The 13,153-nt window shown below is 76.2% G+C and carries 6 protein-coding genes; all 6 read right to left on the reverse strand.

What is annotated here, in order from left to right:
• Nucleotides 1–42 precede the first annotated feature (42 nt).
• Nucleotides 43–861, reverse strand: coding sequence for a PP2C family protein-serine/threonine phosphatase (locus tag GSF02_RS00550; RefSeq protein WP_159791671.1), 819 nt, complete (start codon nucleotides 859–861; stop codon nucleotides 43–45).
• Complete coding sequence (locus tag GSF02_RS00555) at nucleotides 858–2,177, reverse strand: RDD family protein (RefSeq protein WP_159791673.1); 1,320 nt, start codon at nucleotides 2,175–2,177, stop codon at nucleotides 858–860. The genes GSF02_RS00550 and GSF02_RS00555 overlap by 4 nt, the downstream gene beginning before the upstream one ends.
• Nucleotides 2,174–4,705: a transglutaminase-like domain-containing protein gene (locus GSF02_RS00560; RefSeq protein ID WP_159791675.1), complete on the reverse strand. Its 2,532-nt coding sequence runs from the start codon at nucleotides 4,703–4,705 to the stop codon at nucleotides 2,174–2,176. Before GSF02_RS00560 ends, GSF02_RS00555 begins: the two co-directional genes overlap by 4 nt.
• Nucleotides 4,702–6,006, reverse strand: coding sequence for a DUF58 domain-containing protein (locus GSF02_RS00565; RefSeq protein ID WP_159791677.1), 1,305 nt, complete (start codon nucleotides 6,004–6,006; stop codon nucleotides 4,702–4,704). Before GSF02_RS00565 ends, GSF02_RS00560 begins: the two co-directional genes overlap by 4 nt.
• Nucleotides 6,003–6,977 (reverse strand): AAA family ATPase, encoded by a 975-nt coding sequence (locus tag GSF02_RS00570; RefSeq protein WP_159791679.1) that lies wholly within the window; start codon nucleotides 6,975–6,977, stop codon nucleotides 6,003–6,005. Before GSF02_RS00570 ends, GSF02_RS00565 begins: the two co-directional genes overlap by 4 nt.
• A 64-nt stretch (nucleotides 6,978–7,041) precedes the next feature.
• Nucleotides 7,042–13,095: an Ig-like domain-containing protein gene (locus GSF02_RS00575; RefSeq protein WP_201308715.1), complete on the reverse strand. Its 6,054-nt coding sequence runs from the start codon at nucleotides 13,093–13,095 to the stop codon at nucleotides 7,042–7,044.
• Between the last annotated feature and the right edge of the window lie 58 nt (nucleotides 13,096–13,153).

Below are 13,153 nucleotides of genomic sequence, written 5' to 3' on the forward strand. Positions count from 1 at the left end.
GGTCCCCTCCTTCGACGTGCCGCCCGTCCGGACCGCGCGGCCTCACCGGCCGGCCCCGACCGCGGCCGCGCGAGGACGCGTGTCCTCGTCCGCGTCGTCGCCGGGCAGCCCGCCCCCGGGCGCCTGGGACAGCGCGACGGCGTCCACGACGACGACGGTGATGTTATCCCGGCCGCCCGCGGCGAGGGCCTCGGCCACCAGGCGGTCCGCGGCGGCCTGCGCGTCGGGCGTCTCGCGCAGCACGTGCGCGACCCGCTCGTCGGTGAGCTCGCTGGTCAGGCCGTCGGAGCAGACGAGCACCCGGTCGTGGGACTCGACGGGCACGAACCAGAGGTCGGGCTGCGGGGCGTCGAGGGACCCGAGGGCGCGGGTGACGACGTGCCGGCGCGGGTGCGTCATCGCCTCGGCGCGCGTGATCATCCCGGCGTCCACCATCTCCTGGACCTCGGAGTGGTCCACGCTGACCTGCTCGAGCCGGCCGCGGGTCATCAGGTAGGTGCGCGAGTCGCCGAGGTTGACCACGAGCCACTGCGGCACCCCGTCGACCTCGGTGAGCACGACGCCCGAGACGGTCGTGCCCGCGCCGCGGCCGGGCTGCGTCGCGATGGCCCGCACGCGCTCGTGCGCCGCGGCGAGCACCTGCGCGACGTCGTCGCGGCCCACGGGACCCCGCGCGCCGAGCCCGCCGAGCACGTCGACGGCCGTGGTGCTGGCGACCTCGCCGGCGTCGTGCCCGCCCATGCCGTCGGCGACCAGGAAGAGCGACGGCGTCACGAGGTAGCGGTCCTCGTTGAGCGTGCGACGCGCCCCGCGGTGCGTCGCCGCGCCCCACGCCAGGACGACCCCCTCGGCGCCGCTCATGCTTCCCCCACCCGTGCCTCCCCCGTCGGGCTCGCCTCCCGCGCGGTCACGCGGTACTCCCCGAGGTGGATCGACGCGCCCGCCGGCACCCGCACCCGGGCGCCCGGCTCGACGACGCGCGGCGGCGCCCCGGGCGCCGAGACGACAGTGCCGTTGGTCGAGCCGCGGTCGCTGACCCACAACCCACCGTGGTCGACGCCGAGCTCCGCGTGGGTCTTGGAGACCGACCGCCGCGGGTCGTCGAGCGGCAGCAGCGCCCAGCCGCCGTCGGCGGCCTGCGGGTCACGTCCGACGAGCGTGGGCCCGGCGACGACGTGCACCGCGCCGGTGGGCAGCTCGAGCGGCACGGGGCGCACGGGCGCCGCCGTGAGCCGCGCCCCGCCGTCGGGCACGCCGGCGGCCGCCGGGGCGGACAGCCGCGTCGCGTCCCACCCCTCCTCCTCGGGCTCCGGCTGCGCGGGCCCAAGCTGCGCGGGCCCCGGGTGCGCGGGCGTCGCGGCCGCGGCGGCAGACGGCGCGGGGGCCGGCGTCGCGGACCCGCCCGGCACGCCGGTGACGATGCCGTCCGCGGGCGGCGCCCCGACGGGGAACGCCCACGGGTCGGCCGGCGCTGCGGCAGCCGGTCGGGCGGCGGCCGGCCGGGCGGCCGCCGGGCGTGGCTCCCGGCCCGCGGCGCGCACGACGACGGACCGCGCCGCCCTGTCGTGCCAGCCCTGCAGCCGGCCGCCGGCGTCGAACAACGGGCTCAGGAGCACCAAGACCCAGCCGAGGCCGAGCACCAGGGACCCGAGGCCCACGACCAGCGAGCGCAGCACCGCGCGGCCGAACCCGATCGGCCGGCGGGAGTCCTGGTCCACCGTGCGCACGCCGAGCACGCGCCCGCCCACGGCAGCGCCCGTGCGCCCCTCCCATGCGCACAGCCCGAGCCAGAGCGCCAGGGACAGGAGCCCGGCACCGAGGTACCAGCCGGCCAGGGCGGCGAGCAGGTCGGCCGCGCCCGCCGGCGTCGTCGCCGCGGCCAGGCCGTCGCCCGTCACTGCCGTCCCGACCACGAGGACCAGCCACGGCGGCACCGACGCGGCCAGGGCGTCCAGCACCGCGACCGCGAACCGCCGGCCCACGCCGGCGAGCGGCGCCGGCGCCTCCTCGGCCGGGGGCGTCCCCCGGCGGGTGGCGGCGACGAGCTCCGGCTCCGTCGTCGTCCCGACCGGGTGCTCCGCCCCCCGCGCGGCACCGTCGCCGCGCGGCGTGCCGCAGACCGTGCAGAACGGCCCCGGCGCGGCCTGCGGCGACCCGCAGACGTCGCACACGCTCATGCCTCTCCCTTCGTCTCGCCGTCGGTCCCGGGCTGCCCCGGGCCGCCGGACGGCTTGCGTCGCACCAGGTCGCGCAGCGCCGCCCACCCGCGGGCACCGCGCAGGGAGCGCAGCGACAGGCGCGCGCGCCACCGCTGCCGCCGGGGGACGCGGGCGTGCAGGCCGCCGAGCAGCGCCTCGACCTCGGCCCAGTACGCCTCGACCTCCTGGGCCGTGGGCTCGGCGGCGCCGAACACCGTGGCGTCGGCCCGGTGGGCCAGCGGCACCGTCTCCGGCGCCTCGAGCGTGGCGACCAGCACGCCGGCGGCCTCGCGGCGCGTCGCGCCCTGCGGCACCGCCGCGCCGAGGTCCGTGGCGGCGTCGAGCACCTCGCGCCAGCCGCCCGCCACGCGGTCGGACGGCCGGCCCGCGGTGCGGCGGACCAGCCGCCGGCGCGCCTTGAGCGCCAGGATCAGCAGCACCGGCGCCAGCAGCACCGCCAGCGGGATCAGCACGGCCGCGGCGATGCGCGCGGCCAGGCCCCAGTCGAAGCCCTCGGTGTCCTGCTCCTCGTCGTCCTCGTCCTGGACGTCGCCGGGCACGGCGTCGGCCGGCTCCTCCGGCGGCTCGGGGTCCTCGAGCACCGGGGGCTTGGGGACCTCCTCGCTCTTAAGCTCGGGCTGGATCTTGTTGTCCTCGTCCGGGATCGCGTCGATCGGCGCCCAGCCGTAGCCCTCGAACGGCACCTCGACCCAGGCGTGGACGTCGGCGCCGGTGACCGTGTAGCTCTCGCCGTCCTTGCGGGTGTCGGTCTCCGGGTCGGCGTAGAAGCCCATCACCACCCGGGCCGGGATGCCCGCCTGCTGCGCCATGAGGGCGAGCGCGACGGCGAACTGCTCGTCGTCGCCCACCATCTCGTCGTCCGCGAGCAGCGAGTCGACGCGGTCGGCCGAGTGCCCGGGCCGCGACGGCGCCTGGTCCTCCAGTCCGCTGGAGAAGATGCCCGAGGCCACGAGCCCGTCGCGCAGCGCGAACAGCCGCTCGACCGGGTCGGTCTCCTCCCCCATGAACTGCGCGGCCTTGGCGGCGACCGAGCCCGGCACGGCGTCCTCCGGCAGCGGGGGCAGCGGCGTGTCCTCCACGATCTCGCCGGACCGCAGGTCCTCCTCGGTGGGCGGCGGCGCGACCTGGGCGCGCAGGCGGTAGCCGTCGCCCGGCCGCAGCCCGGCCGTGACCAGCGCGGTGCGCGTGGTGACGTTGTAGTACGTCGAGTCGGCGAGCTGATCGACGCGGTCGCCGGTCCACGTGATGCCGGTGAGGCTGCCGGCGTCCGGCACCCACACGCCGGCGTAGCCGAGCACCTCGACCTCGAGCTCGCGGCTCGGCGTGGTGTCCGCCGTGGCGATCTCCTCGCCCGCGCGGGTGTAGACGCCCGAGCCGGGCTGGTCGCTCGAGGCGTCGTAGACGACGCCGTCGTAGGTGTCGAGCGTGGCCAGCCGCAGCCGCGCCCCGGCGGGCAGCCCCTCGACGCGCAGCAGCTCGTCCTCGCGCTGCTCCTTGGCGAACTTGCGGAAGCCCACGAGCGGGCTGACGAACTCGTGCAGGTCGAGCGGCGGCGTGATGACGTCGCGCACGACCGTGCGGGGCGCGGCCGGCAGCAGCACGGGTGCGACGAGCGCCGCTGCGACCGCGCCGACGCCGAGGATCGTGGCGCCGGTGCGCAGGCGGTACCAGCGCAGGCGGCGGCTCGCCTCGCGGCTCGAGTCGGTGAGCACCGAGTGGCTGCCCACGCGGGCCTCGATCACCCGCAGCGCGCCCCACAGCAGGCCGACGACGCCGGCCACCAGGCCCTGGACCACCGGCAGCGCGGGCTCGACGGTGCCGAGCAGGATCGTGGCCACCAGGCCGGCCGCCACGGGCAGCAGCGCGAACGCCGCCAGCCGGGCGCGCCACGCGACGGTGCCGGCCACGACGGCGACGAGGTAGAGCACGCAGAACGGCACCACCGCGAGGTCCGGGAAGGAGTGCAGCGGCGGCACCGTGGTGACGAACTCCTTCCACCCGTGCACGGAGCCGAGCGCGAGCTCGCGGACCGTGCCCAGGGTGGGCAGCACGCCGCCGACCGTGGTGCCCGGCAGCGCGAGCGCGCCGCCGAGCAGCAGGTAGGCGGCGACGGTGGCCGCCGCCACGGGCAGGAGGGGCCAGCGGCGCCAGGCGCCGAGCCAGGCGACGAGCAGGCCGAGCAGCGCGCCGCCGACCGCGGGGCGCAGGTAGCCGGTCGTGCCCCACACGGGACCGAAGCCGACGACGACCGTGCCGAGCAGGAGCAGCAGCGCCAGGCCGTCGCCGGCGCCCGCCGGGGTGACGGCGCGGGGCGCCGCGTCGCCGGCGGAGCGCGTGGTCGCACCGCGCCGGGTGGTGGAGCCCGTGCGGTCCGACGGGCGCAGCCGGCGCGAGGCGCGGGTGCCGGTGCCGGTGCTCGTGCTCGTGCCGGTCGCCCCGGCGGTCGACTCCGGCGCGGGGGTCGGGGAGCTGGTGCGGTCGCTCATGCGTCGCTCAGCCTCCGCATGGCCAGGGGCAGCTCGCCGAGGCTGCCGAGGGTGAGCACCGTCAGCTCCGCGACGGTGTCGCGGCTCATCGCCGCGCCGGGCACGCACTGCAGCGCCATGACGTGCACCTCCTGGGGCAGGCGGGCCGAGGCGGCCCGCAGCTCGCGCGCGCCGACGCCGCTGCCGACGACGAAGGCCACGACGGACGCGTCCCCCACCGTGGCGCCAGCGACGCGTGCGACGTCGACGAGCCGGGTGCTCGAGGGCACCGCCTCGACGCGCGCGAGGTCGTCGAGCAGGCGCGTGCGGTCGTCGCCGCGCAGGCGGCCGTCGTTGACCAGCACGGTGACGCCGCGGTCCTCGCGGATCGCCTGCAGCCCCAGCGAGCCGCAGACGCTCACGGCGAGCTCGAACTCGTCGTCGCCGGCGTAGTCCTCCGCGCGCGTGGAGAGCAGCACCGCGAGGTGGGACCGGCGGGTCTCCTCGAACTGGCGGACCATGAGCTGGCCGGTGCGGGCGGTGGTCTTCCAGTGGATGTGCCGGCGGTCGTCGCCGGGCACGTAGTCGCGCAGGGCGTGGAACGACACGTCGGAGTTGGAGATGTCCTGCGTGACGCGGCCCTCGAGGTCCTTGAGGAAGCCCGTCGAGGACCCGGCGAGGCTCTTGACGACCGGGTGGACGAACAGCTCCTCGCGGTCGGTCAGGCGCACCTCCCGGCGCAGCAGCCCCAGCGGGTCGGCGCGCACGGAGCGCACCGGGCCGACCGTGATGACCGAGCGGCGGCGGGTGGGGACGGTGAAGATCTCCTCGTGGGCGGCGCCGGCGGCCAGGCGCGGCACCGGGAACGCGGCGGCGCCGGTGCCGACGGGCACCTCCATGACCGACGGCAGCAGCGCCCGCGACGACTCGTTGCGCACGTCGAGACGGCCCACGGCGCGGTCGCCGACGGTGACGCGGCGCTGGGCGAGGTCGAGCCCGACGGTGTAGCGGAAGCGCCCCAGCACGAACCCGACGGCGGCGAGCAGCGCCACCGTGAGCAGCACCGCGACCACCAGCAGCTCGAGCCAGGAGAACGCCAGCCCGAGCGCCCAGGCCACCGCGGCGGCCAGCAGCACCGCCCAGCCGTAGGGGCTCACCGCCGAGGCCACCGGGCCCACGACGGGACGGGCCGCCTCGCCGACGCGCCGGGCGGCGGCGTCGACCCGCTCCAGCGCCGGACGCACGGCCCGCCCGGCGGCGCGCCACGCGCCGCGCGCTGCCCCGCGGGCGGCGGCGGCCCGCCCGGTCCTGCCCTGCGTCATGCGTGGGCCTTCTCCTGCGGGGCTGCCACGGTGGTGAGGATGCGGTCCAGCACCTGCGCCGCGGTGGCCCCCGCGAACTCGGCCTCGGGGTCGAGCGTGATGCGGTGCGCCCACACCGGCTGGACGAGCTCCTTGACGTCGTCGGGCAGCACGTAGTTGCGCCCGTGCGCGGCAGCCCACACCTTGGCGCAGCGCACCAGCGCGAGCGCGCCGCGCACGGACACGCCGACCCGCACCTCGGGCGCCTCGCGGGTCTCCTCGGTCAGGCGCGAGACGTACTCCAGCACCGCGGGGTCCACGTGCGTGGTCGCGGCCAGCTCGGACATCTCGACGACGGCCTGGGTGGTGACCAGCGGCTGCAGGCCCGCGCTGCGGTCGCGCACCGCGGCGCCCGAGAGGATCTCCACCGTCGAGGCGTGGTCCGGGTAGCCGACCGACGTCTTCATGAGGAAGCGGTCGAGCTGCGCCTCGGGCAGCCGGTAGGTGCCCGCCTGCTCGATGGGGTTCTGCGTCGCGATGACCATGAACGGGCGGCCCACCGGGTGCGGCACGCCGTCGACCGTGACCCGGCCCTCCTCCATGACCTCCAGCAGCGCCGACTGCGTCTTCGGCGAGGCGCGGTTGATCTCGTCGGCGAGCACGATCGAGGCGAACACCGGGCCCTGGTGGAAGTCGAACCGGCCGGACTGCTGGTCGTAGATCGTCACGCCCGTGACGTCGGACGGCAGCAGGTCCGGGGTGAACTGGATGCGGTTGTTCGTGCCGTGCACGCTCGCGGCCAGCGAGCGCGCCAGCATCGTCTTGCCGGTGCCCGGCGCGTCCTCCAGGAGCATGTGCCCCTCGGCCAGCATGCAGGTCAGCGTCAGGCGCACCACGTGCGCCTTGCCGAGGACCGCCTGGCCCACGTTGCCGACCAGCCGGTCGAAGGTCTGGGCGAACCAGGCGGCCTGCTCCGGGGTCATGGTGCTCATCGGGTCGTGTCTCTTCCTTCGTGTTCGGTCGTGGGTGGAGCAGGTGCCGGACGGGGCCCGGTCGTCACCAGATCATGCGGTTGGTCGTGCCGATGTCTGTCTCGATCCAGACTTCTTTGCCCTTGTAGCCGTAGTGGCACCACGCCTCCAGAGGCCCGAAGTTCCCGTTACCGTCCGTGCGCGCCACGGTGCCGTCGCGCATCCTCGTCTGCCGGCTCGTGCCGATGGCGCCGTTCGAGGCCTGGCACATGTAGCTGAACGCGGCGTTCGGCTGGGCGTCGCGGATCGTCAGGGTGAGGGAGGCGCAGGAAGGGTCCGTGCACGTGCCCGAGAAGGTGGGGCTGCCTCGGCCGACGGTGAACGACGGCTGCGGCTTCGGCGCGGTGTTGCCGTTCGCGCGGCCCCACGGCCCGCACCCGGCGGCGTTGCACGCGCGTGCCTCGAGGGTGTAGCTGCGGTCGTAGCCGGCCGGCACCCCGACGTCGAACGGGAAGCCGCCGTTCGTGCCGTTCCCGCCGGCTGAGCCGCTGTACTGCCACTGGACGCTGGTGATCGCGTTGCCGCCGTCGCTGTTGGGCCGGGTCACCGTGAAGTAGCCGCCGTTGGTCCCGCTCTGGTGCCACGTCACGCCCGGTGAGCCCGGGGTCGTGTACGGCGTGACCGCGTTGGAGGCGCCGGACCAGTCCGAGCAGTCGTACGCGTTGCAGGCGCGCACCTGGAACGAGTGGGCGGTGCCGTTGCTCAGCCCGTCGTAGGTGTACGGCGAGGTGGCCTGCCGCGCACCGGCGCCGTCGGCCCGGACCTCGTAGAACCCGCCGGGCCCGTAGAACGCCGAGCCGGCGATGGCGTCCCACGTGACGCGGGCCTTGCCCGACGTGTCCCCGTCGATGAGCGACGCCGCGATGCCGCCCGGCACCGCCGGCTTGCCGTACGGCACCACGGCGGCCGACTGCGGGCCGACCTCGGACCAGCCGGCCTTGTTCTGCGCCGACACCCGGAAGGCGTAGGTCGTCGCCGGGTCGAGGTCCTGGACGGTCTGCGAGGTGCCCGCCACGGTGAGCGTGCGTGCCACGCCCCCGCCGGCGAGGACCTCCAGCCGGTAGGCCGACGGCGCGTCGCCGTTGCCGTCCGGCGCGGGCCAGGAGACCTGCACCTGGCCGCCCAGGGCGGTGCTGACGCGGGTCGCGGTGGGCGCGGCCGGGGTGACCGGCACGCCGGCGGGGACCTCCTCGGCGGAGTAGTCGCCCCACTCCGACGGCTCCGGGGCGGCGTTGACCGCCTGCGCGCGCACCTTGTAGGCGACGCCGTTGGTCAGGCCCGTCCAGGTCACCGACCCGCCCGCCAGGCAGGTCTTCTGGATGGCGCCCGAGCTCGGCGCGGGCGAGATCTCCAGGTTGACGCACTGGATCGGCGAGCGGTCCGTGTAGGTCCTGTTCGTCCACGTCACGGTGAGGCTCCGGTCGCCGAACTCGAGCGTCGGCGGCGCCGGCGGGTCGGGCCGCTCGTCGGGCCGCGCCTCCTCGGAGGCGGGCGACGGGTCGGACTCCCCCACGTCGTTGGTGGCCGTCACCGTGAACGTGTAGGTCACGTCGTTCGTCAGGCCCGTGATGGTGCACGTGGTGGTGGCGCACTCCTGCGCGTGCCCGTCGTTCGTGCGCACCGTGTACCCGGTGATCGGCGTGCCGTTGTCGGCCGGCGGGTCCCAGGTGAGCACCACGGTGCGCGACCGCACCTCCTGCACCTGCGGGGCGCGGGGCGCCTCCGGCCGGCCCAGCACGGTCACCTGCGCGCGCCCCTCGACCTGACGGTCGGGGTCGCCCGTGGCGTCCTGCACGCGGTAGCGCACCACCATGACCCCGACGAAGTCGGCGGCGGGCGTCACGACGACGTCGTCGCCCGAGATCCGGGGCGCGTCCGCGCGCCCGGTCTCGACGACCGCGGAGACGAGCTCGAGCGGCGTCTCCGGGAACGGGTTGGTGTCGTTCGCGAGCACCGGCACGGTGGTGGGCTCGCCCTGGTGGGCGTCGTCCACGCGGTCGGGGTTGGCGCGCGCGAGCGGGCGCGTCGAGGCGACGACCTCGGCCTGCACCCGGCCCGTCACGGGCGGGTTCTCGCCGTCGCGCACGCTGACGGTCACCGGCACGGCCGTCCCCCTGGGCACGCTGGCCTCCGCCTGCACGCGCAGCACGGACCCCTCGATCGCGGCGGTGATCCCGCTGCCGGCGCCGTCGACGGCGAAGACCAGGTCGTCGCCGTCCGGGTCGGTGGCCGCCCGCGACAGGTCGAGCGTGGCCTCCTCGCCGGCGGAGACCTGCAGCGTGGCGCCGACGAACTCCGGCGGCATGTTCTGCACCGGCAGCACGGTGATCGGCTGCGTGAGCAGAGCGACGTTGCCCTCCGGGTCGTCGGGGCCGGAGCCGTCGGTCGCCTCGAACGTCACCGACGCCGGCCCGGCGTAGTCCTCGGGCGCGGTGAAGACGATCTGCTGCGGACCGGTGACCTCGGCCCTGCCCTCGACGCCCTTGACGCTGCGCTCCTCCGTGATCCGGGCCTCGCGCCCCTCGGCGACCGTGACGATCTCGGTCAGGTCGAGGGTCAGCGGCTCGCCGGCCACCACCTCGAGCGGCGGGCCGGGCGCGATGACCGGCAGCGGGCGGTTGCCGCCCGGCACGGCGGGCACGTGCACGAACGCGTGGGCCTCGAGCCCGTCGCGGTCGGTGACCGTGTAGGTGACGATCTGGCGCCGGTCCGTGACGGGCACCTCCAGCGTGCCGTCCTCGGCCACGGTGACCCGCTCGTCGTCGACCGACACGGTCAGCGCGTCGGCGGTACCGTCCGGGTCCTCGTCGTTGGCGAGCACGTCCACGCTCACGGTCGGGTTGCCGTACGCCTGCTCCAGCGTGACGACGTCGTCGCGGGCCACGGGCCGCAGCAGCGGGGCGTCGCTGCTGGTGGTCACGGTGATCGCGGCGCCGGCCCGGGCCCCGTGCGGGTCCTCGACCGTGTAGTAGAAGGCGTCGACCGCATCGGCCTTCGGCGTGGTGACGACGACGCGGTCGTCGACCACCTCGCCGTGCAGCTCCACCGCGCCCTCCAGCCCGTCCGCCACGAGGCTCACGAGGTCGCCGTCGGGGTCGGAGTCGTTCCGCAGCGCGGGGACCGCCACGGTGCGGTCGGGGCGCACCGTGACCTCGTCGTCGACCGGGTCCGGGGGCCGGTTGCCGTCGGCGGCGCGGGCGATGCCGACGCGGACGGTGCCGGTCGCGGTGGCGCCGCGGGCGTCCTGCACCGCGTAGGTGAAGGTGTCGGTGCCGAAGGACGTGGCACCCGCCTGGTACTCCAGGAAGCCGTCGACGATGCGGGCGGTGCCCTTGGCGGGCGCCGTGGCCACGCCGGTGAGCGTGACGGAGTCGCCGTCGGGGTCCACGCCGTCGAGCGAGAGGTCCACGCGGGCGGCGGAGCCGGCGAGCAGCCGCAGCTCGGCGTCCGGCGGCCGCGGCGCGCTGTTCTCCTCGCCCTCTCGCACGTGCACGGTGACCTGGGCGGAGTCCTTCTGGCCGTTGGGGTCGGTGACCTCGTAGACCAGGTAGGCGGTGCCGCCCTGGCTCCCGGCCTTGAACCGCACCACGTCCTCGGCCACGAACGCCTCGCCGAGCGTGGGGTCGGGCGTCTCGCCGAGCTCGGGCGCCAGCGACAGCTCCAGGCCGTCCGGGTGCGAGTCGTTCCGCAGCACGGGGATCGTCACGACGTCGCCGGCGTGCACCGTGACCTCGTCCGGCGCGGCGTCCGGCGGCTGCAGCCGGTCCGGCGCGGGCACGGGCACGACCCGGACCTCGCCGGTGGCCGAGCGGCTGCCGTTGGAGACGGTGTAGCGGACCGTCACGGGCCCGTCGAGGCGGCGCACCTCGGTCACCCGCAGCACGTCGTGCGCGAGCACGGCCACGCTCACGCCGGCGTCCGCCGGCACGTCGACGGACTGGACCACCAGGACGCCGCCCGCGGGGTCGGTGTCGTTGGCCAGGACGTCGACGAGCGTCGAGCCGCCGGTCGGCAGCAGCGCCTGGTCGGCCACGACCACGGGCACGCCCTCGTCCTGCGCCGGCGGCTCGGTGACGTCCACCCGCACCAGGCCGGTGGTCGCCGAGGGGCCGTCGCTCACCTGGTAGGTGACGTCGTACGAGCCGGGCTCGGTCGAGACGAAGCCGAACGTGCCGGCGTCGAGGTTCGGCGTGATCTCCGCGGGCGCGGCGTCCGCGACGCCCACCAGGCGCAGCGTGTCACCGTTGGGGTCGGTGTCGTTGCGCAGGGGCTCGACCGTGACGGGCTGGCCGGCCACCACGGTGACGTGGTCGTTGACGGCGATCGGCGGCTCCGGGGCGGCCACGACGTCCACGAGCAGGCGCCCCTCGGCCACCAGGCCAAGGCCGTCGGAGACGGTGAGGTCGACGATCTTGCGGCCGGTGGACGTGCCGGCGTCGCGCATCTCCACCGTGCCGTCCGGCCGGGAGCGCACCTCGTCGCCCGCCGCGGTGGCGTCGGCGCTCGCCAGCACGAGGTCGTCGCCGTCGGGGTCCAGGAAGTACGGCAGCACGTCGATCGACGCGGTGCCGCCCTTGGCGATCTTGAGCACCGGCTCCCCGGTCTGCTCCGGCGCCGAGTTCTGCTGCGTCGGCGCGACCGTCAGGGTCACCTGCGCCTCGGCCACCCCGCCGCGGCCGTCGGAGACGGCGTAGCGGAACGTGGCGACCCCCTCCACGCCCTCGGCGACGACAGCCTGCAGCGCCGCGCCGCCCATGATCCGCTGCACCTCGACGCCCTCGAGCGCCGGCGGCTCGACCACCTCCGCGGTGATGACGTCGCCGTCCGGGTCGACGTCGTTGGCGAGCACCGGCAGCACCGTGGTGCGGCCGGGCCGCGCGCCCATCGCGTCGTCCTGGGGCCGCGGCGGCCGGTTGGGCTGCGTGCGGTCGGCCACGACCTGGTCGACCTGCTCCGGGGTCGTCTCCTCGGACTCGGTCTCCTCGCCCTCGGCGTCCTCGGGGATCTGCTGGTCCCAGTCGTCGACCTTCTGGTACTCCTCCGCGGCCAGCCAGACGGTGCCCGCCGACAGGTCGTTGAGCACGATGACGTCGCGGTTGACGCGGTACTCGAGCCGGGATTCCGTGCCGAGCCCCTCGAGGGTCCGGTCGACGTCGAGGTCGGTGCCCGCGCAGTCGCGGACCACCTGGCCCGACTGGGCCCAGGCGCCGTAGCTGCACCCCCCGAGCTGCACCGGCGCGCCCGGCAGTCCGGACGCGGGGCGCACCCGCGCGTCGCCGCCGTCGAGCGGCTGGCTCACCAGGCCGGAGGTCGTGGCCACGAGGACGACGTCGGACGCCGCGGACGGCTGCTGCAGACGCGCCTCACCCGGGTCAGGGAGGTCGACGGCGTCGCCGCCGGGCAGGACGAGCCGGCCGGCCGAGCGGTCGAGCACCACCGCCTCGTCGCCGACGGCGGTGACCTCCACCTCGGCGCCGGGGGCGACGTCCAGCTCGCGCTCGCGCGGCTCCTCGGCCACCCCGTTGGCGGTGGTCGGCACCTCGACCAGCACGCCCTCGTGCGGCAGCGCGGCCAGGACGGTGCCGTCGCGCGTGACGGCGAGCGCGCCGGCGCCCTCGAACGCCCGGACCGGCTCCGTCTCCTCGGGGTCGAAGCTGGTCGCCGAGGCGAACGGCAGCACCCAGAGCTTCCCGTCCTTCGCGTCGAGGACGGCCGTCGTCGCGCCGCCCGAGGCGACCTGCGCGCCGGACGGGGCGCGCAGCGTGCCGCCGAGCTCGAGGTGCGCCGGGTCCACCGGGGAGGCCGAGGACGTTCCGGGGTCGGTGAGCAGCACGCGCTGGGCGTCCTGCTGGACGTCGAAGGTCGAGCTGCCCGCCAGCAGCGTGCCGTCGAGGGCCTGCGCCTCGGCGTTGAACCGGCCGAGGAGGCCGGCCGACGTCTTGGTGACCCACACGCCCGAGTCGTTGAGGGCGACGTCGGCCGTGGCCTCGCCGTCGTACGTGACCGCGGCGACCACCAGGGTCGCCGCGACCGTCACGACCGTCGTCGACGCGACGGCGCGCCGCTTCTCGCCGAGCATGCCCCTCAGGCTCACGAATGTCCCCCGTGCCCTCGTGGGGCGTCCCTTCCCCCGGTGC

Source organism: Puerhibacterium puerhi (genome assembly GCF_009846865.1).
Classification (GTDB): Bacteria; Actinomycetota; Actinomycetes; order Actinomycetales; family Cellulomonadaceae; genus Puerhibacterium; species Puerhibacterium puerhi.